Below are 19,670 nucleotides of genomic sequence, written 5' to 3'. Positions count from 1 at the left end.
CCCCCCGGAACGCCAGCCCTGCATCCTGCCACAACATCTCGTGTCAGGGGGCCCCCCGGCAATGGGACGCCGGGGTTGGGGGGATGTCCGTCCTAGGCGGGGATGTCAGACCTGTCCAGGGTTGGGTCACGGTGCGTAGCGGCCTGGATACACGGTGAGGACGACGCCCAGCCCCGGTCCCACATCGACGTTGCGCGGCACGTACGTGTCGGTGCCGTCCACGGACAGCTGGAAGGAGGCCACCCCGGCGCCAGAGTGCACGAAGAGGAAGAGCCCGTGGGCCGCGGTACCCGTGGTGTCCACGGACGTCAGGTCACCGGACGGGTAGTAGACGCGGTCCGCCAGCTCGGCGCGGCTCAACGCCACGCGCGCGCCGCTCACGGGCTGGCCGTTCAGGTCCACCACGCGCCCCAGCACGAAGCCCGCCGAGGCCAGGGTGGCCGCCGGGTCCCCGGTGTGGCCCTGGAGGCGCGGCGCACCCACGGCGGCGCCCAGCTGATCCACGAACGCGATGGGGAGGGCCCACGCGTTCGCGTCGATGATGTCCGTGCGCGGACGGGTGCCGGTGAAGGCGGTGTCGTAGACGAGCGTGGTGCTGCGCACGAGGCCGTCGTGCGCCAGGCCCACCGCGAGCCCCTGGTGCACGTCGCGCACGGGCACGTCGGTGATGCGGAAGGCGCCGTCCTCGGACACCTCGCCGGTGGCGAAGGTGGCGGCCGCGTCGTTGACGGCCACGCGCAGCGGCTCCTCCACGGTGAGCGCCATCCCCGTGAGAGAGGCCGGCGCCGCGGCCGCGCCCTCGGCCTCCGGGAACACGCGTGCCTCGCCGGTCACGAGGATGCGAAGGTTTTCCAGATCCACCGCCTCGGCGTCCTCGGTCCGCACGCCGGGGTCCGGTGTGAAGCCGCCGTCGCCACAGGCCATCGCCAACAGCCCGAGCACGGCACCACCCGCCGCCCGAATGAAGTGTTTCATCGAGCGGCAACATCTTCACGGCGGCAGGGGCACGCAATCCGTCCCCCGGTGTCGTTCGTCCCCTTCACGACGCACCGCCGCGCTCGCGGGCCGGACGCACCGGACACCGGGCCCTCCGGGTGTTGAAAACACGTCGGCACCGGGAGCCTGCCTTCCGCTGGAAACGGAAGGCGGTCGCCCGGTGCCGCGGGTCACGCCAGGGAGGAGGAAGCGGAGCGGCTACCAGCCCGACCCGCTCCTGCCGGAGGAGCCGGAGCTCTTGCCGGTGTTCCAACCGCCGCCGCTGCTGCCGCTGCTGCTGCCGCCGCTCCGGCCACTGCTGCCGCTGTTGCTCCGGCCACTGCTGCTGCCGCCGCTGCTGTTGCCACCGGGAGGGCTGCTCCAGCCGCCGCTGCTCCGGCCGCTGTTGCTGTTGCCGCTGTTGCCGCGGTTGTTGTCCTTGTCCTTGTCGTCGTCGCGGCTCTTGCTGGCCGGGGTGTCCCAGCCGCCGCTATTGCGGCTGTTGTCCCGGTCATTGTCCCGCGAGTTGGTGGAGGGCGCGACGTTGTTGCCGCGGCCCCAGCCGGAGCCGCTGGGAGGCCGGGCGCCGGTGCCCGTGCCGCCGGGGGGCGGGTTGCGGCCCTGGTTGACGGGGGCCGGAGCGGGCGCGGGCCGCGAGGGGGCGACGTTGTTGCGGCCGCCAGGGACCGCGGAGGCCGAGTGGCTGTTGCTCCAGCGGTAGCCCCGGCTGCCGCGGTCGTAGGAGTAGCCCGCGCCCCACGAGCCCTGCGGGTAGAAGTCGTGCTGGTGGCGACCGTGGAAGTTGCAGTACGCGCCGCTGGGGGTGGGGTGGTAGTCCCAGTACCAGACCACCGTCGGGCCCCGGTAGTAGTAGACGTTGTCCGTGTAGACGTAGGACGCCTGGGGCGGCTGGTAGTCGTGGACGTGGGCGTAGTCCTCGGGGCACCAGCCGCCGCCGTAGTCGTCGGGGACGGGGTGCGCGCCGGCGAACCGGTACTCCACCACGGGCGCGGGGGCGACGTAGGCCACGCGGCGGACGGGGCGATGCGAGTGGGCCTCGACGACACAGCCCGTCCCCATCAGCAGGGCCACGGGGACGACCAGGGCGAGCAAGCGGTTCATGAAGAAGTCTCCTGTCGCGGAAGTGGACCCTCAAAGCGTCCCGCTTCGCAACCTCTGCCCCCATGACGGCCCGCCTCCCCGGAAATTCACCTGGAACGCCCGCCCGCCGGGAAGGCGAGGGGCCCGCCTGATATGACACCCGGGTCGCGGCCCCTGGGGCGCCGCGCCTTCGGAGGCATGCGGATGTCGGATGTGGATTTCGGACGCGCGATGGGGGCGTCCTGCGCGCTGCACCCGGGGCAGGAGGCCACGGGCACCTGCGCCCGCTGTGGCAACTTCACGTGCGACACGTGCAGCCAGGGCGGCGCGTCGCCGCGCTGCCCCACGTGCCGGGAGCGCTCCGGCGCCACGTTCCCGCTGAACCGGGAGACGTGGACCTTCAACAAGCTTTGGGACGTGTGCTGGGCGGTGTTCCAGCGCGAGTGGGGCATGCTGTCGCTCGCGGTGTTGGTCTACCTCGGCGTGAGCTTCGGCGCGCAGCTGTTGATCAACGTGGCCACGGGCATCGGCGCGGCGGTGGACAACGCCGTCATCGCCGTGGTGCTGGGCGTGGTGGGGCTCGTGGCGCAGCAACTGGTGCAGGGCCTGGTGCAGCTGGGCCTCCTGCGCGTGTGCTTCGACGTGCTGCACGGAGGCCGCGCGGACGTGGCGCGCCTCTTCAGCCAGATGCACAAGGCGGTGCCCTACGCGCTGACGATGCTCCTCGTCTTCGTCATCGTGCTGGTGCCGCTGGCCCTGCTGTCCTTCCTGGGCATCCTCGCGCTCGTGGGCACGGGCCTGCTGAGCGGCGTGGGCCTGAACTCCTCATCCGACGAGGTCTGGAACGCGCTGGTGCCCATCCTCGGCGTGATGGGGGTGGGGTTCCTGGCGCTGGTGGGGCCCATCACGTACCTGGTGCTGCCGCTGTACCTCGTCCAGCCGACGCTCGCGTACGACGACACGCCGCCCTCGCCCTGGGAGGTGCTGCGCCGCAGCTGGGAGGCCGCGCGCGGGCAGCGCCTGGGCATCCTGGGCGTGGGGTTCGCGGGAGGAGCCGTCATGGTGGCGGGAGTCTTCGCGTGCTGCGTGGGCTTCATCCCCGGCATGGCGCTGGCCCAGCTGCTCATCGCGGGGATGTTCCTGGCCCTGCGCTCCCCGGGCGACGACGCCTCGGACTCCTTCCCGGGCTGAAGGCCGCGGGAAGCACAGGAGGCGCGCCTTCGCGAAACGGAGCGAAGGCGCGCGGGGGGCTTCAGTGCACCAGCCGCTCGGAGGAGCCCGAGCGGGGCGCGACGACCTTGCCCAGGCACGCGAGGATGTGCTCGCGGTACTCGGACGATTCGCGCAGGCCGCACAGCATCCACCGGCCGCCAATCACCAGCGTGGGCACGCCGCGCACGCCGCGGCTGCCGGCCAGCCGGTGCTCGTCGTAGATGAGCCGGCGCGTCTCCTCCGAACGGAAGGCCGCGGAGAACTGGTTCATGGACAGGCCCACGCGCGACGCCAGCTCGAACACCACATCCGAGCGCGACACGTTGACGCCCTGCTCCAGCGCGGCGCGCTGCATGGCGCGCGCGAGGAAGGCCCGCGCCTGCGGCCCCTGCAACCGCGCCGCCTCCAGCGCCGCCAGCGCCGGCACGCTGGAGCGCGGTGGATCACCGCCCAGCCACAGGTCCGTGGAGAGCAGCGAGGCCGTGGGGTCGGGTTCGCGCTGCGCGCGCTTCACCTCTTCCACCAGCCCGCGCACTTCGCGCTCCGTGGGCAGGACGTCGTGCAGACGCAAGGGGTAGGGACGCACGCTCCAGCGGACGGCGTCGCCAAACTCCTGGCGAAGCACCTCCAACCGTTGGTCGGCGAGGTAGCACCAGGAGCACAGCACATCCTGGTAGACGGTGATCTGCAGCGGCTTGTGCAGCGTTTTCATCGGGGGTCGCCAGATTAGAGGCGCATCCCCGCCGCTGCCAACACCCACGGACAAACCACGCCCGAAGGCATTCCCGTATTCCTGAGGAGCATCCAAGGCACCGTGCGCACCGTGAAGTCCCGCACGCACGCCACGGAGCAGGCGGGCAGGCACGCCGGCGCTGCTCGCGCGCCTGCTTTCAACACCCCATCTTGTTCAGGAAGCGCGGCCCGCCCGCGTGCTCAACGCGCTGGCCCGGGTCCCCGCGTACACCAACGCGTGCTCCACGATGTGCCCCGCGATGTCCCTTCCGGTGGCGCCCTCCAGGCCCTCGAAGCCGGGGCTGGAGTTGATCTCCATCAGGCGCGGGCCCTCGCGGCCCTCCAGCATGTCCACGCCCGCGACCTCCAGCCCGATGATGCGCGCCGCCTTCACCGCGGCCTCCATGTAGTCCGGGGGCAGGGTGATGGCGCGGCCCTCGCCGCCGCGGTGGATGTTGGAGCGGAACTCGCCCTTCTTCGCCTTGCGGCGCATGGCGCCCACCACGGTGTCGCCCACCACCAGCGCGCGCACGTCGCGGCCCTCGCTCTCCGCGACGAACTCCTGGAGGACGATCTCCTGGCCCAGGTCCCAGAAGGTGTCGAGGATGGTCTGCACCTCCGGCAGCGTGTGGGCGATCATCACGCCCACGCCCTGGGTGCCCTTGATCAGCTTGATGATGACGGGCAGTCCGCCCACCTCCTGCACCAGCTTGCGCACGTTGCCGCGGTCATGCGCCATCACCGTGCGGGGCATGTCCAGCCCCGCGCGGGCGAGGAACTGGAGCGCGCGCAGCTTGTCGCGGCTGCGCGCGATGGCCGTGGGCGGGTTGAGCACCGGTACGTCCATCATCTCGAAGTGGTTCACCACCGCCAGGCCGTACGCGGTGATGGACGCGCCGATGCGCGGAATCACCACGTCCACGCCCTTCACCTCCGCGCCGCGGTAGGTCATGCGCGGCTGGCCGCGGGCCAGCAGCAGGCAGCAGCGCAGCGTGTCGAACACGAGCGCCCGGTGCCCCCGGGCCTTGATGGCCTCCACCAGCCGGCGCGTCGAGTACAGCGAGCGCTTGCGGGACAGGATGGCCACGGTCTTCTTCGCGCGGGGCCGCTTGGGTCGCGGTGCGTCACCGCGCTCGGGTGCCTGTGCGCCAGGCGGGACGGGCGCCTTCTTCGGCTTGGCTTTTCGGGGGGGCATGCGGGGCGCGGGACACTAGCACGCACGGGCGTGGAGGCACGGCACGTGGGCACCCTTTGCTATCCTCGCGTTCACTGATGACCGCACCCAACCCGCATCCCGACGACATCCACACCAACCCCGGAGACGTCGGCCTCGAGCTGTCCTCCCAGTCCCCCCTGCTCGGGGAGACACTGGTGGTGGAGCCGCGCGCCAGCGTGAAGCTGCACAAGTGCCGGCTGCTGGTGACGTCGGGGCCGGACACCGGGCGCTCCATGGTCAGCGACAAGGAGCGGCTGCGCTGCGGGGCCCACCCGGGCAACGACCTGGTGCTGGTGGAGGACCGCACCGCCAGCCGCCACCACTTCGAGGTGCAATACACCGAGCGCGGCCACCTCCTGGTGGATCTGAACTCCACCAACGGCACCTTCCTGGACGGCCGCCGCATCGAGAGGGCCTACCTGTCCCCGGGCTCGCAGATCCGCGCCGGCTCCTCCGTCATCACCTTCGCCCCCCTGGACGAAGAGGTGGCGGTGGAGCCCGACCGCGAGGGCGAGCTGTGCGGCATGGTGGGCCAGAGCGTGAAGATGCGGCAGGTGTTCGGGCTCATCAAGCGCATCGCGCCCATGGACGTGTCCGTCATCATCCAGGGGGAGACGGGCACGGGGAAGGAGCTGGTCTCCTGCGCCATCCATGAGCTGTCCGGCCGCAAGAAGGGCCCCATGGTGGTGCTGGACTGCGGCGCCATCCCGCCCAACCTCATCGAGAGCGAGCTCTTCGGCCACGAGAAGGGCGCCTTCACCGGCGCCACGTCCAGCCGCCCCGGCGCCTTCGAGCGCGCGCAAGGGGGCACCATCTTCCTGGACGAATTGGGCGAGCTGCGCCTGGACCTGCAGCCCAAGCTCCTGCGCGTGCTGGAGAACCGCGAGGTGCGCCGGGTGGGCGGCAACGACGTCATTGAAGTGGACTGCCGGGTCATCGCCGCCACCCACCGCGACCTGGTGAAGGAGATCGCCGCGGGCAACTTCCGCGAGGACCTCTACTTCCGCTTGTCCGTCATCCACATCCAGCTGCCGCCCTTGCGTCAGCGCCGGGACGACATCCCGCTCATCCTCAAGCGGGCGCTGGCGGAGCCGGAGGTGGTGGAGACGCACGGCCGCAAGCGCTTCTCCGCGGAGGCGCTGGGGCTGCTCATGGCCTACGCCTGGCCCGGCAACGTGCGCGAGCTGATGAACGTGCTCTCCCACGTGCTGACCTTCTCCGACGAGGGCGAGGAGATCCTCCCGTCCCACCTGCCCCCGCGCGTCCGGGGCCAGGCCCGCGAGGGGCCGCTGCCCTTCAACGAGCACCTGGCCTTCAAGGACGCCAAGGAGCAGCTGCTGGAGAACTTCGAGCGCGAGTACGTCACCAGCGTCCTCACCCGCTGCGAGGGCAACCTGTCCCGCGCCGCCCGGGAGAGCGGGCTGCACCGCAAGTCCATCGAGCGGCTGGTGAAGAAGTATCAGCTCGACGCCAAGGGGCTGAAACCGCGCTGAAACAGCGTCGTTACACGGTTTCACTCAGGGTGTTGAATCCCGGGAAGTTTTCACGGGGCCCGTCCTCTGAGACAATCCCGGCCCCCCTTTCAGACCCCGACGCAGTGTGTCGGCGGTCACTTGACGGATACTGCGAGATTCCCCCATCCCGCAGGATGAGCCTCCGTATGAGCGCACGATCCCCCCGTGAAGCAGGCGAATCCGGCCAGGCCCTGGTGGAGGCCGCGCTGTCGCTGCCACTGGTGACGTTCCTCATCCTGGGCGCGTTGCAGCTGTTCCTGATGATGCAGGCGCGGGTGATGACGCACTACGCGGCCTTCCGGGCGACGCGCGCGGGCAGCGTGGCGCACGGGGACTGCGAGCGGATGACCCACGCGGCCATCCTGGCGCTGATTCCGACCTTCCACTCGTTCATGGGGCAGGGGACGGGTTCGCTCAACGGCCCCCTGGGCCGCGGCGCGGGTTCGGACGCGCCCCGGCTGTTGGCGGAGGCGTTCGCGGCGCGGATGAACAACCGCTACGCGGGCCCGGGCCCGGACGGCGTCCACAACCGCAGCATCGTGTGGATCCAGCGGGACCTGGCGGGCGGCGGCGTGGACAGCCCGGAGGACAGCGACTTCGACCGGCCGGGGCACCTGCGGCGGCTGGAGGTGCAGCTGGTGTTCTGGTACCCGCTGCGCATCCCGTTCGCCAACTGGGTGATGTCGCGCATGTTCCTGGCGCACTTCAGCCTGCGGTCCTACACGGACGCGAACCCGCTCATCGTCGCCGAGCGCAACGCCAACTGGAACGGCAGTGACGTGACGACGTCGCACGTGCTGGACGGCGAGCTGGGCGCGGAGCTGGCGGAGCGCGTGCTCAACCGGCAGTACGTCTTCCCCATCATCACCACGTTCACCATGCGAATGATGACGCCCGTGAAGTCGCGTTTCTTCGCCACCATGGCCTGTCCCCGGTGAAAACCATGAAGCGCTCCTTCTCCCAGCGCGGTCAGACCCTGGTGCTGTTCGTCCTCAGCATGCTGCTGCTGTTGCTGATGGTGGCCATGACGCTGTCGTTCACCATGAAGGTGCGCGAGCGCATCGAGGTGCAGACGGTGGCGGACGCGGCCGCGTACTCCAACGCGGTGGCCACGGCGCGCACGTTCAACACCATCGCCGTCAGCAACCGCGCGGAGATCGCCCACATGGTGGCGAACGCCGGCGCGGCCAGCCTGCTCAGCTGGGCCAGCCTCTACCGCGGCGAGTTGAACGCGGCGAAGATCGGCTACGGCGCGTGGTTGCCCGTCTACCAGGCGTTCGCCACCGCGGGCTGCCCCTGCGCCTGGTCCAACGGCTTCTGCGCCCGCATGTGTCAGTGCGGCGTCCGCGGAGTGACGGACCTGGGCCGGCTCATCACCACGCTCCAGCGCGAGGACCTGCGCGTGGAGGCCGTCTTCCAGTCGTTGGATCCGATGGTGGGCCTGCAGATGCGCCTGCACCAGGTGGCGGCGGGCGCGCTGTATGCCTCCTCGCTGAATGACTTCATGAGCCTCGAGGACAAGGTGGGCGACCAGGGCTTCGCCAACGACATCCTGGGGGACCTGGTGCCGGGGAAGAACCCGCGCGACGCGGGGTGGCTGGCGCCGTCCGCGGGCAACGTCTCCCGGAACGAGCTGGCGGACAACACGGCGTGCTTCCCCGGCGGGTCGGGCGCGGTGTGTGATCCGTTGCCCCTGACGGTGGCCCACAGCGTGGACGCGGCCATGGGCAGCCGCGGCTTCACCTTCGTCACGTCGCGGACCATCGAGCAGTACATCGCGCACGAAGCGAACCTGGCCTTCGTCATCCTGCCGCCGGACATCGTCACGCTCCCATTCGCCGCGGGCACGGCCCACTTCGGCAAGCCGATCCTCCAGTACGGGCTCTTTCCCCCCTATGCTCCCGCCGTCTCGGCCGAGGACGAGGGCGTCGTGGCCTTCATCTACAACCACATCGCGCATGGTGGTGGACCGCCGTGTCCGGTGATGGTGGGCGGCACGGTCCCGACCACGGCCCTGTTCGCGGCCTCCGGTGGCTTCATGCCCACGCCCATGCACATGTGGCTGGGCGGCACGGACCCGGCGCCCTTCGCGCGGCACATGCTGGCGCCGTGTCTGGGCGGCCTGTCCAGCTGCCCGGGCATCTGGCCGCCGTTCATGGACTACAACCTGAATGAGCTGTGGCCCGGCGGCGCGGACAACAACTACGGACAGCCGAAGAACTTCGCGGTCATCCAGCGCGACCGCAGCAACATGCCCGTCGCGCAGCAGGACCCGTGGAACCTGGCGTTCCGCTTCCGCTTCAAGGCGGCCAACCCGAACCCGAACGCGGGCCGGTTCGACAACACCAGCGCCACCATGGCGGACGGCGTCACGCCGCTGGGTATCCAGACGGCGCTCTCCACGGGTATCGCGTACTACCACCGTGGACGCAGCGCGAGCTTCTCCCACTGGAGCGAGCCGCCCAACCTGCTCAACCCGTACTGGCGCGCCACGCTGGTGCCGGTGGACACGGACGAGTCGGGGCTGGATGACGCCATCAACGCCTTGGGTTCCAGTTCTCCCGCTTCCGCCGACACCATCCGGGAACTGCGGCGCGTGGGCTTCAGGGGGTTCCAGTGATGCACAGCCACCTTCGTCGTCACCACCGGCGGGCGCGGGGCCAGTCCATCGTGGAGGCGGCCCTCGGCGTCACGCTGTTCATCACCATCCTGGTGTTCGGCATCCACTTCGCGGAGGTGGGCTTCCTGTCGCTGAAGGTGCAGGAGGCCGCCGTGTCCGCGCTGTGGAACGGCACGCACGGACGGATGCACAGCCTCCTCTTCTCCGACTTCGATCCCGCGGAGGATTCCATGCGGCAGGGCGGGGAGGACGCCCAGGCCCGCTACGCGGATTTCAACGGCCTGTCGTCCGTGAACCGCGGTGACACCATCACCCAGGTCTTCACGCGGGGCTCGGACCTGCGCGTGAGCTGCGGACGGAACGGAGGGCTCGGCTGGAATGGTCCGGTGTTGACCCGGCTGTTGTTCCGCGACCAGGGCGGCTCGGCGTGCACCTCGCAGGCGACCCTGAGCGCCTGGAACATCCCCAGCCGGTTCCTGGACCAGACGCCGGAGACCGGCCTGTACAACCAGCAGCACCTGGAAGCCGCCAACGCCGCCATCCAGGTGTGTGGCATTGGCCGGGCGGTGGGAGGCAGCTGCCGGGGCCGCTTCTCCATCCTGGTGGATGACTGGGGCCTGGCGAGCGAGGAGGAGACCACGACCTGCCTCCTGTTCCAGGACATGGCGGTTCCCTGCACCAACGCTGCCTTCTACGTCGTCACGAAGGGCGTCTACGAGCCCACCACGCTGCCCATCCCGACCTACGCCAGCTTCCTGGCGATGGACGCCCTCTTCTTCAATCCGCTGCCGCCCTTGGTGCTCATGCAGCGTGAGAACACCTTCTGGATGAGCGCGGCGGGTGAGGAGACCAACTTCATGCAGTACTTCATGAAGCCCGCGGCCCTGGGCAACCTGTGGAACACGACGCCCGGCGCGATGATTGGCATCACCACGCCCCATTACGGTCTGGGCTATCTGGACCGCACCGGCAATGGCGGCTGTTTCCTTGGAAAGGACTGCTGAGATGAAGAAGCGAAGCCTGCTGTCGGGTGGAGTGCTGGCGTTGGTGCTGGGCGTGTGCCTGACGGCGTCCCCCGCGCGCGCGGACAGCAACTCATGCAACACGGACTGCGCGACGAAGAACGGGGACACGCTCAACGCCTGCATCACCGCCTGTCCGGCGCCGAGCAGCCCGGGGTCCGCGAAGGACAGCAGCCGCGCCTGCTCCGCGCGCTGCGCGCAGAAGTTCCAGGCCCAGTTCAACCAGTGCAAGTCCCGCTGCCCCAAGCCGGAGGGCGACACGGGTCCGAAGTCGGGCAAGTCCGTCAAGGCCGCGCGTTCGCACCGCCAGTAGGAAGGGACCGCAGATGAAGCGTGGAATCGGGCGCTGGGCTCTGCTGCTGGCGCTGGTGGGGGCTGTCCCCGCGTGGGCGCAGCGGGCCAACTTCACCTGGGACATCCCGAAGACCGTCAGCGTGGTGGATGTGCCGGGGCAGGTGGACGCCAACGGCGTGCCGGTGAAGCTGCTCGCGGTGCGCAGCAAGGAGAAGCCACAGGTCATCCTCCAGAGCGTGGTGGACCGCTTCCAGTCCTGGGGCTTCTCGGTGCAGGAGGCGTACAAGCAGCCGCAGCTCCTGCGCGAGCCGATGGTGACGGGCCTCGACACGCGCAACTTCATCTCCTACACGGCCATCCTCCAGGTGAACCCGGACGGCACCACCACGGTGTTCCTGGGGCAGGCGAACCTGGGCGCGGCGAAGGCCCCGCAGCCGGCCGGGCTGCCCGTCTTCCCCGGTGGCTCCGGGGTGCTGACGGCGCAGACGGAGGGCTCGCACACGGTGAGCTACTCGGTGGCGGGCAAGACGACGGCGGACGTGGAGGCCTTCTACCGCGAGGTGCTCACCAAGGCGGGGTTCAAGGAAATCCAGCCCCGCGTGTTCAAGTCCCCCACGGAAGAGGTCGCGCTCAACCTGGCGGTCACCAAGGAAGGCCAGGTGGCGGTGCGGCTGGTGCGCCGGGCCGCGGCGCCAGACGATGACATGCGCCCGGGCGAGTGACGCCAGCGGGCAAGGGAAGACGGGAGCGACATGACGACGCGTATCGCGGTGCGGGGATGGCTGGGACTGATGGCGCTGGGAGCCGTGCTGGTGGCGCCCCAGGCGCTCGCGCAGACGTGCGACGAGAAGTGCTCCATCAGCGCCGGCTCCACGATGCAGGCCTGTGTGAAGAAGTGCTCCGCCAAGGACAGGAACTGCACGGACAAGTGCACGAAGGCGTTCCAGACCGCGAAGGCGAAGTGCGCCAAGAAGTGTCCCAAGGGCAAGGGCAAGAACACGCCCCAGCCGCACACGCACGAAGACGGCGACGACCACCACGAGCATTGAGTCCGCGCCTGGATTGAAGGACCGGCGGGAGGGTGTTACGGGCGCTGCCAGCCATGAGCGACGCCCCCTCCCGCAAGGACCTCGACGCCACCGTCCACCTGCCGCGCACGGAGTTCCCCATGAAGGGGAACCTGGGCCAGCTCGAACCGCGCCTGCTCGCCTGGTGGCGGGAGCAGGACGTGTGGACGCAGTTGCTGACGAAGAACGCGGGCCGTGAGCCCTTCGTGCTGGCGGACGGGCCTCCGTACGCCAACGGCCACCTGCACGCCGGGCATGCGCTCAACAAGGTGCTGAAGGACATCGTGGTGAAGTTCCGGAACCTCTCCGGACGCCCGTGTGACTTCATCCCCGGCTGGGACACCCATGGTCTGCCCATCGAGCAGGCGGTGGAGAAGCGCCTCAAGGAACAGAAGCTGGACAAGCGCACGCTGTCGCGCGACGCGCTGCTGGAGCGCTGCCGCGAGTACGCGCTGGAGTTCGTGGACATCCAGCGCGCGGAGTTCCAGCGGCTGGGGGTCTTCGGGACGTGGGACGCGCCCTACCGGACGCTCGACTTCAGCTACGAGGCGCAGGAGGTCCGCGAGCTGGCCTCGTTCGCGCGCCGGGGCATGCTGTACCGGCGCAAGAAGCCCGTGGCGTGGTGCCTCCAGGACCAGACCGCGCTCGCGGAGGCGGAGGTGGAGTACGCGGAGCACACCTCGCCGTCCGCGTACGTGGCCTTCGACGCGGGACCGGCGCTGGTGGACAAGCTGCCGCAGCTGAAGGGGCAGCGCGTGTCCTTCGTCATCTGGACCACCACACCGTGGACGCTGCCGGCCAACCTGGCCATCGCGGTGAACGCCGGGTTCGAATACGTCTTCTACCGGCTGGAGGACCGCGTCCTCTGCGTGGCGAAGGACCTGCTGGCGAAGGTGCTGGCGGAGGTGAAGTCGGACGAGCTGGCCGTGAAGCATGTGCAGCTGCCCACGGGCGAGGTGTCGTCTCCAGCGCTGGTGGATCCATCCCGCATCCTCGCGTACGCGACGGGCGAGGACCTGGAGCACGTGACGTATCAGCACCCGTTCCTGGCGCGGCAGGGGCGCGTGGTGCTGGGCGAGCACGTCACGTTGGACGCGGGCACGGGGCTGGTGCACACGGCGCCGGGGCACGGCCAGGAGGACTACGAGGTCGGCTTGAAGTACGGCCTGGACATCTACAACCCGGTGCGCGCGGACGGCCGCTACGACGACACGGTGGGCGAGGGGCTCGCGGGCCGTCGCGTGTTCGAGGCGAACCCGGTGGTGCTGGATTTGCTGGTGCAGCGGGGCGCGCTGCTCAATGACAAGTCAGACACCGTCACGCACAGCTATCCGCACTGCTGGCGCTGCCACCAGCCGGTCATCCAGGCGGCGACCTACCAGTGGTTCATCCCGATGGACGCGCCGTTCCACGGCACGCAGACGTTCCGGCAGGTGGTGCTGGAGCAGGTGGAGCAGGTGCAGTGGGTGCCGTCGTGGGGACAGTCGCGGATCCGGGGAATGTTGGAGGGCCGGCCGGACTGGTGCATCAGCCGGCAGCGCAGCTGGGGCGTGCCGATTCCCATCGCGTACTGCGACGGGTGCGACGACGCGGTGGTGTCTCCAGAGGTGATGGAGCGGGTGGCGGCGGCGGTGGAGAAGGAGGGCGTGGGCGTGTGGTACCGCACGCCGGTGAAGGACTTCCTCGGGCAGGACTTCACGTGTCCGCGCTGCGGCAAGGGCGAGTTCCACCGCGAGACGGACATCCTGGACGTGTGGTTCGACTCGGCGTGCATGGCGTCCGCGGTGCTGGCGAAGCGGCAGCGCCTGCCGGCGGACCTGTTCCTGGAGGGGAGTGATCAGCACCGGGGCTGGTTCCATTCCTCGCTGCTGGTGTCGGTGGGCACGCGCGACGTGGCGCCCTACAAGGCCTGCCTGACGCACGGCTTCGTGGTGGATGGCCAGGGCGAGAAGATGTCCAAGAGCCGGGGCAACACGGTGGCGCCGGACAAGGTCATCCAGCAGTACGGCGCGGAGGTGCTGCGCCTGTGGGTGGCGGCGAGCGACTACCGCAACGACGTGCGCCTGTCGGACGCCATCCTCAAGGGTCTGTCGGAGGGCTACCGGAAGATCCGCAACACGCTGCGGTACGCGCTGGGCAACCTGCACGACTTCGACCCGGCGAAGGACTCGGTGGCACCGGATGCGCTGCTGCCCCTGGACCAGTGGGCTCGCGGAAGGCTGGCGCAGGTGGCCGCGCGGGTGCGGCAGGCCTACGAGGATTATGAGTTCCACCTCGTCTACGCGACGGTGGTGGACTTCTGCGCCAATGATTTGTCGGCCGTGTACTTCGACATCCTGAAGGACCGGCTCTACACGGCGAAGCAGGACGGGCCCGCGCGGCGGGGTGCGCAGACGGTGCTGCACGAGGTGCTCACGGTGCTGCTGCCGCTGCTGGCGCCGGTGATGAGCTTCACGGCGGAGGAGGCCTGGCAGCACCTGCCGGGCGAGCGCGCGAAGAGCGTGTTCCTGGCGGGCTTCGCGGAGGTGAAGGCCACGATGCCTCCGGAGCTGGAGGCGCGCTACGCGAAGCTCTTCGCGGTGCGCAGCGCGGTGCAGGGCGTGCTGGAGGTGGCGCGGAGGGACAAGCGCATCGGCGCGTCGCTGGAGGCCCGTGTGGTGCTGAGCGCCACGGGCTCGGTGCGGGAGGTACTGGAGGCGCACCTCGCGGAGCTGCCCGGGCTGTTCATCGTGAGCCAGGTGGACCTCACGGAGGCTCCGTCCGAGGCCGCGAAGGCGCTGGAGGTTTCACAGACCTTCGGTGACGGGGCGTCTCTGTCCGCGGAGGTGCTTCCTGCCCTGGGCACCAAGTGCCCCCGCTGCTGGGTGTACTCCGAAGCGGTGGGGCAGGGGGATGATGTCTGTCTCAAATGCCGTGAGGCATTGAGCTGAAAGCAGGGCTCAAGGCTTGGGTTTCGGCTCGAGCTTGGGGCCCATGGGAAGCCAGGTGTCGTAGTTCCCGGTGCTTTCGGGCTCCAGCCTGAGCGTGGGCCCGTTGGTTGCCTCACGGCCGAGACGCCAATCGATCTCCCATTCGATAGGGGTCTCTCCCCAACGGAGCGTGGAGGGGATCTCCTGCACGACCTTGTCGCCGAGGGTGATGAAGCGCAGCCGGCCCGGGAGCTTCGGTTTGCCTCCCTCGGGTATGGGGAGCGTGAAGAGCGCGGCCGGGAGAGAGGGAAACGCGGGGGCCGCTACCTCGGTCCTCTGGGGTTCGCCTCCGGCGACCTTGCGGAACGCGGCGCAGCGGAGGTACTCCGCCTGGGCGACGAACCCCCGGAACAGGAACGTGTCGTCCGTGGGGAATGACAGGACGTCCAGGGGGACGTCGGGCACGGAATCGGAGCACCCTCCGTCCAACTCCTCCGTGATCTGGGCTCCGTCCGTCGTCTTGGAGCGTCTGGTGAGATTGACCCATCCGTGATGGACGGTGCCATGTCCCTCCTCCCGGGCGGCATCCATGTGAATCCGGAAGATGCCACTGAACTCAAGTTTGTCCGCCCATTCGAAACGCTTGTCTCCCTGGAGCCAGGTGCCATGGGAGCGCATCTTGAGTTTGTAGTGTCCCAGCCATTGGGGAACGGCCAGGACGCGCGCCTTGGGCGTGGAGAGGGATTGGCTGGTGGCGGCGGGGGCCGAGGCGACAGACGGCTTGCTGGAAGCGCAAGCCATCACCATCGCGGCGCCCACGAGCAGGAGACGGGAATGAGGAAGGGTCATGTTTGCCGGACGGCAATCAACCCGTTTCCCAGGGGGGCGTCCAATTCGTGGCGAAAATACTCTGGCAGGAATTGGGACTGACTAGGGATTGGCCGCCTCCAGCTTGCGCAGCGTCTCCACCAGGTTCTGCATGCGTTCATGGTGCGTGCCGGGCCAGAAGACGCGCTTGCAGCCGGGGCACTGCTGGAAGTGGCTGTGGCGTTGGGTCACGCCTTCCGGGACGCGGCCCTGCACTTCTTCCGGCGTCGCGGTGGACAGCGGCGCATTGCAGGCGATGCAGCGGGAGAAGGGCCGCATGCGCGACGTCAGGCCGTACCTCCGCACCACCTCCACCAGCTGGTGCGCCGGATCCGTCTCTCGCGGAAAGTATCCGAGCACGACCTCCGAGCGCTTCAGCACGCCCAGGTCCCTCGTGAGCAGCACCCGCTCTTCGTCGTGGGACAGGCGCGCCAGCTGGTCGTCCGCGAAGTCGTTGCGCCAGAGCGTGTCGAAGCCGAGCATCCGCAGGAAGCCGGACAGCCTCCCCAACCCCACGTCCAGGATGAAGCGCGGCATGTCCGGGAGGGGTGGGCCTGCTCGCGCCACCCGCGGCGCTGACGGATCCGACGCCGGATACACGTCGATGCGCGTGCCCTCCTCCGCGCGGTGCGCGAAGCCCACCGGCGCTCCGTCCACCAACACGACGTCCACTTCGGGGTGCGGCGGACCCAGCGACTCGATGAGGTCCTTCACCGAAGGGCTGCCCTGCAGCACGTGCGTGAACGCCTGCTCCCGGCGCTCCGGTGCGACGAAGTCGTTCAGTGCACCGTGGATCCGCACCGTCAGCTGCCGTGATGACATCCTGGACTCCTTACGTCCTGCTGCGTCGTAGCTGGTGCCCTGATGTGTTTCATTGAATCCCCGCCTTCCGCAGCTACGGGCGGGTGAAACTCTCAAATTCTTGAAAGGAGGCGACGTAATCCTCACGGGCGGTCAGGGGACAGCCTTCTTGAAAACTTCTATAATCACGCACCAGTCGGCGTGCCGAAGCCGACGGGTCACCCCCCTCGACACCCTCGGAAGCAAGGATCCAGGCCCTGCATGGCAATGAAGCTCTCCCCGTTCCTCCGCCCCCTCGTGGCAATAGGCTTCATGGCCCTCGCCTGCGGCGAGGGTGAAGAGCCCATCACGCCTCCGGACTCGGGGACCTCCGCCGATGCCGGGACCCGCACCGACGCGGGCACCACCGAGGATGCCGGATCCGACGCGGGACAGCCCACGGAAGACGCGGGCACCACCGAGGATGCCGGAACCGATGTGGACCCGGGCTCCGATGATGCCGGCACGACGGTGGACGCTGGCACCACGACCGACGCGGGCACCACGACCGACGCTGGCACCACGACCGACGCTGGCACCACGACCGACGCGGGTTCGCCGACCGACGGTGGCTCTGGCGACGCGGGCACGGGGGGCGAGACGGATACCGACGGTGGCTACACGCAGATCCGCCTGATGGCCGCCAATCTCACCAGCGGCAACGGCCAGGACTACGACCCGGGCCACGGCATCCGGCTGATGGCGGGCGTGAAGCCTGACATCGTGATGATCCAGGAGTTCAACTACAAGTCGGACTCGGCGGCGGACATCCGCTCCATGGTCGATACGGCCTTCGGCCCGGGCTTCTACTACTACCGCGAGACCGGCGCGCAGATCCCCAACGGCATCATCAGCCGCTACCCCATCATCGAGTCGGGCGAGTGGACGGACGCCAAGGTCTCCAACCGCGACTTCGCCTGGGCCCGCATCGACATCCCGGGACCCAAGGACCTCTGGGCCGTCAGCGTCCACCTGCTCACCAGCAGCTCCAGCAACCGCAACGCGGAAGCCACCCAGCTCGTGGGCTACATCAAGGACAAGATCCCCAACGGCGACTACCTGACCATCGGCGGCGACTTCAACACCGACTCCCGCTCCGAGTCGTGCATCACCACCTTCAGGCAGGTGGTCGACACCGCGGGCCCGCACCCGGTGGACAAGAACGGCAAGGACGGCACCAACGCCAGCCGCAGCAAGCCGTATGACCACGTGCTCGTGGACCTGGACCTGCGCCAGTACCAGGTGCCCACCGTCATCGGGAGCAGCACCTTCAACAACGGCCTGGTGCTCGACAGCCGCGTGTACACGCCCATCTCGGAGATCTACCCGGCGCTGAACTCCGACAGCGGCGCGTCCAGCATGCAGCACATGGGCGTCATCAAGACGTTCCGCACGCCCAACTTCTAACGGGCACCTCGCAGGCAACGCGGGCCGGTCATCGGGAGCTCCCCGGTGCCCGGCCCGTGCCGTTTCAGAAGCTCCACTTGTGCTTGTTCTTCTTGATGAAGCGTCCCACCGGCGGGATGCGCGCGATGAGCGGCGTCAGCACGAACACCGCCGCCAGCCGCAGCGGCTTCACCGCCTGCGACGCGAGGTAGGCCGCGCCCCACGCACCTGCCTGGGCGCCGGTGCCCTGGGGCTGGAAGCCGGCCCGGATGGCCGCCCAGAAGCCCACGATGACCAGGCCGAAGATGAGGTAGTTCACCGCGATGGCCAGCGGGCCGTAGTCCATCAGCATCGCCTTGAAGCGCGCCATCAGCGTCGGCTTCGCCGCCGGGGGCGTGGTGGTTCCGGGTGGGGCAATGTCGGGAGCGGAAGGTTTCACGTCGGGCTCAACAGGCGCCATGGGCGCACCATGCCCGAAACGCGTGGACTCCGGGAGGGAGAGGGCAGGCGGGCCGGCGGTCTGCGGCCCGGGTCCGGGTTGTCAGGGCTCCCGGGGGCGCGATAGAGGTTCGGCTACCCCATGAAAGCCTCCTTCCGCCTCCTCCTCGTGGTGGTCCTCGCCGTGCTGGCGGCGGATCAGGTGACCAAGTACCTGGCCGTGTCCCGGCTGACGGAAGCGCTGGATGGCCGCAGCGGCCTGTCGCGCGTGTCCGGCTTCCTGAGCGAGCAGAACCTGGACAACGACCCCCCGGTGGAGGGCGTGTTCCGCAAGAACACCCGGCCGTACCGCTTCATCGAGGACTACTGGCACTTCCGCTACGTGGAGAACCCGGGCGCGGCGTGGGGCATGTTCTCCAACCTGCCGGAGACGGCGCGCAAGGCGTTCTTCCACGTGGTGAGCCTGGTGGCGCTGGGGTTCATCCTGACGCTGTACCGGAAGACGGAGCCGTCGCAGAAGCTGGTGCGCGTGGCGCTGGCGCTCATCACCGGCGGCGCGCTGGGCAACTTCGTGGACCGGCTCATCCGGGGCTACGTCATCGACTTCATCGACTGGCACTGGCGCAACCAGCCGGGCATGCGCTGGCCCACGTTCAACGTGGCGGACGCGGCCATCTGCGTGGGCGTGGCGCTGATGCTGCTGGACTCGCTGCGCCCGGAGGCCTCGGCCGCGCAGCCGCTGCCCCAGGGCACGAGCCCCCAGCCGTGACGCGCGGGGGTGGGCTGGTATAAGCCCTCTCCGTGCCGCGCAAATACGTCATCCTCCTCGCCCTCACGCTGGGCGTCATCGTGCTGGACCAGTGGACGAAGTACCTGGTCGTGCGCGACCTCACCACCCGCTTCGACGGGGCCACCACCCTGTCGCAGCGCCTGGGCGCGTTCTATTCGCCCGCGGAGGAGCCGGGCCGCCGCGGCCTGCACTTCCAGCCGAAGACGCACGTGGAGGTGGCGGAGAACTTCTTCCGCCTGCGCTACGCGGAGAACCCGGGCGCCGCGTGGGGCATGTTCCGCGACCTGCCGCCCCACGTGCGCGGCCCGCTCTTCCACCTGGTGAGCCTGGGCGCGGTGCTGCTCATCGTCTTCTACTTCCGGAAGCTGACCGGCACGGACCCCGCGGAGGTGTGGGCGCTGTGGGGCCTGCCGCTGGTGCTGGGCGGCGCGCTGGGCAACTACATCGACCGCGTGGCGCGGGCCTTCGTCATCGATTTCCTGGAGGCCCATTGGTACGACAAGGCCGCCTGGCCGTCGTTCAACGTCGCGGACATGGCCATCTGCATCGGCGTGGGCATGCTCGTGGTGGATGCCTTCGTGCGCAAGGAGAAGCCGGAGGCCTCCACCCCCGCGAAGGCCGCGTAGTGGCGTGACGGCGGGCCGGGAATGTCCCTCCCGCCCGTCCCGGTTGTCCCCGCCGTTCGTC

General features: G+C 69.3%; 19 protein-coding genes. 12 read left to right on the top strand and 7 right to left on the bottom strand.

All coding sequences use genetic code 11. The features are described from left to right. Nucleotides 1-126: 126 nt before the first annotated feature. Both D7W82_RS09595 and D7W82_RS09590 read right to left on the bottom strand, forming a co-directional pair. On the bottom strand, nucleotides 127-975 hold the full coding sequence (locus D7W82_RS09595; protein ID WP_120618047.1) for a carboxypeptidase-like regulatory domain-containing protein: 849 nt from the start codon (nucleotides 973-975) through the stop codon (nucleotides 127-129). Nucleotides 976-1,194: 219 nt separating this feature from the next. Next, nucleotides 1,195-2,097, bottom strand: coding sequence for a hypothetical protein (locus D7W82_RS09590; protein WP_120618046.1), 903 nt, complete (start codon nucleotides 2,095-2,097; stop codon nucleotides 1,195-1,197). Nucleotides 2,098-2,280: 183 nt separating this feature from the next. On the opposite strand from D7W82_RS09590, the gene D7W82_RS09585 reads away from it, so the two are divergent. Beyond that, entirely contained in the window at nucleotides 2,281-3,267 is a 987-nt protein-coding gene (locus D7W82_RS09585; RefSeq protein WP_120618045.1) for a hypothetical protein, read from the top strand. A 61-nt stretch (nucleotides 3,268-3,328) separates the two neighbouring features. On the opposite strand, the gene D7W82_RS09580 is transcribed toward D7W82_RS09585, so the two are convergent. Together D7W82_RS09580 and D7W82_RS09575 are read right to left on the bottom strand one after the other, a co-directional pair. After that, nucleotides 3,329-4,000 carry a DsbA family protein gene (locus D7W82_RS09580; protein WP_120618044.1) on the bottom strand — a complete coding sequence of 224 codons (672 nt, stop codon included), beginning with the start codon at nucleotides 3,998-4,000 and terminating at the stop codon, nucleotides 3,329-3,331. A gap of 195 nt (nucleotides 4,001-4,195) precedes the next feature. Beyond that, a complete protein-coding gene (locus D7W82_RS09575; RefSeq protein ID WP_120618043.1) occupies nucleotides 4,196-5,215 on the bottom strand; it encodes a RimK family alpha-L-glutamate ligase in 1,020 nt (339 codons plus the stop codon). A 77-nt stretch (nucleotides 5,216-5,292) separates the two neighbouring features. Between D7W82_RS09575 and D7W82_RS09570 the strand changes: the two genes are divergently transcribed. The 8 genes from D7W82_RS09570 (at nucleotide 5,293) to ileS (ending at nucleotide 14,683) form a co-directional block, all read left to right on the top strand. Further along, nucleotides 5,293-6,729, top strand: coding sequence for a sigma 54-interacting transcriptional regulator (locus D7W82_RS09570; protein ID WP_171423086.1), 1,437 nt, complete (start codon nucleotides 5,293-5,295; stop codon nucleotides 6,727-6,729). A 167-nt stretch (nucleotides 6,730-6,896) separates the two neighbouring features. Next, the gene (locus D7W82_RS09565; protein WP_120618042.1) at nucleotides 6,897-7,688 is read left to right on the top strand and encodes a TadE/TadG family type IV pilus assembly protein; all 792 of its coding nucleotides are present in this window, start codon (nucleotides 6,897-6,899) and stop codon (nucleotides 7,686-7,688) included. Between the two features lie 5 nt (nucleotides 7,689-7,693). Further along, entirely contained in the window at nucleotides 7,694-9,370 is a 1,677-nt protein-coding gene (locus tag D7W82_RS09560) for a pilus assembly protein TadG-related protein (protein WP_120618041.1), read from the top strand. After that, nucleotides 9,370-10,374, top strand: coding sequence for a pilus assembly protein (locus tag D7W82_RS09555; RefSeq protein WP_120618040.1), 1,005 nt, complete (start codon nucleotides 9,370-9,372; stop codon nucleotides 10,372-10,374). Before D7W82_RS09560 ends, D7W82_RS09555 begins: the two co-directional genes overlap by 1 nt. Before the next feature lies 1 nt (nucleotide 10,375). Further along, complete coding sequence (locus D7W82_RS09550) at nucleotides 10,376-10,705, top strand: hypothetical protein (protein WP_120618039.1); 330 nt, start codon at nucleotides 10,376-10,378, stop codon at nucleotides 10,703-10,705. A 13-nt stretch (nucleotides 10,706-10,718) separates the two neighbouring features. Continuing rightward, on the top strand, nucleotides 10,719-11,408 hold the full coding sequence (locus tag D7W82_RS09545) for a hypothetical protein (RefSeq protein WP_120618038.1): 690 nt from the start codon (nucleotides 10,719-10,721) through the stop codon (nucleotides 11,406-11,408). Nucleotides 11,409-11,438: 30 nt separating this feature from the next. Beyond that, nucleotides 11,439-11,735 carry a hypothetical protein gene (locus tag D7W82_RS09540; protein WP_147439274.1) on the top strand — a complete coding sequence of 99 codons (297 nt, stop codon included), beginning with the start codon at nucleotides 11,439-11,441 and terminating at the stop codon, nucleotides 11,733-11,735. A gap of 53 nt (nucleotides 11,736-11,788) precedes the next feature. Next, nucleotides 11,789-14,683, top strand: a complete 2,895-nt coding sequence (ileS, locus tag D7W82_RS09535) for an isoleucine--tRNA ligase (RefSeq protein ID WP_120618036.1) — start codon at nucleotides 11,789-11,791, stop codon at nucleotides 14,681-14,683. A gap of 9 nt (nucleotides 14,684-14,692) precedes the next feature. Here ileS and D7W82_RS09530 read toward each other — a convergent pair whose 3' ends face one another. Both D7W82_RS09530 and D7W82_RS09525 read right to left on the bottom strand, forming a co-directional pair. Next, a complete protein-coding gene (locus D7W82_RS09530) occupies nucleotides 14,693-15,469 on the bottom strand; it encodes a hypothetical protein (RefSeq protein WP_158617624.1) in 777 nt (258 codons plus the stop codon). Between the two features lie 123 nt (nucleotides 15,470-15,592). Beyond that, complete coding sequence (locus D7W82_RS09525; RefSeq protein ID WP_120618034.1) at nucleotides 15,593-16,351, bottom strand: Mut7-C RNAse domain-containing protein; 759 nt, start codon at nucleotides 16,349-16,351, stop codon at nucleotides 15,593-15,595. Nucleotides 16,352-16,591: 240 nt separating this feature from the next. Here D7W82_RS09525 and D7W82_RS09520 point away from each other — a divergent pair, with 240 nt between their 5' ends. Beyond that, nucleotides 16,592-17,776 carry an endonuclease/exonuclease/phosphatase family protein gene (locus D7W82_RS09520; protein ID WP_120618033.1) on the top strand — a complete coding sequence of 395 codons (1,185 nt, stop codon included), beginning with the start codon at nucleotides 16,592-16,594 and terminating at the stop codon, nucleotides 17,774-17,776. A gap of 64 nt (nucleotides 17,777-17,840) precedes the next feature. Here the strand turns inward: D7W82_RS09520 and D7W82_RS09515 are convergent, their stop codons facing one another. Next, on the bottom strand, nucleotides 17,841-18,194 hold the full coding sequence (locus tag D7W82_RS09515) for a hypothetical protein (RefSeq protein ID WP_120618032.1): 354 nt from the start codon (nucleotides 18,192-18,194) through the stop codon (nucleotides 17,841-17,843). Nucleotides 18,195-18,335: 141 nt separating this feature from the next. Here D7W82_RS09515 and lspA (D7W82_RS09510) point away from each other — a divergent pair, with 141 nt between their 5' ends. Further along, nucleotides 18,336-18,962, top strand: coding sequence for a signal peptidase II (gene lspA / locus D7W82_RS09510; protein ID WP_120618031.1), 627 nt, complete (start codon nucleotides 18,336-18,338; stop codon nucleotides 18,960-18,962). Nucleotides 18,963-18,994: 32 nt separating this feature from the next. After that, nucleotides 18,995-19,609, top strand: coding sequence for a signal peptidase II (gene lspA, locus D7W82_RS09505; protein ID WP_120618030.1), 615 nt, complete (start codon nucleotides 18,995-18,997; stop codon nucleotides 19,607-19,609). Nucleotides 19,610-19,670: the final 61 nt, after the last annotated feature.

Origin of the sequence: Corallococcus sp. CA049B (genome assembly GCF_003611685.1) — a bacterium.
Classification (GTDB): Bacteria; Myxococcota; Myxococcia; order Myxococcales; family Myxococcaceae; genus Corallococcus; species Corallococcus coralloides.
This window is presented reverse-complemented; position numbering and strand designations above follow the sequence as displayed.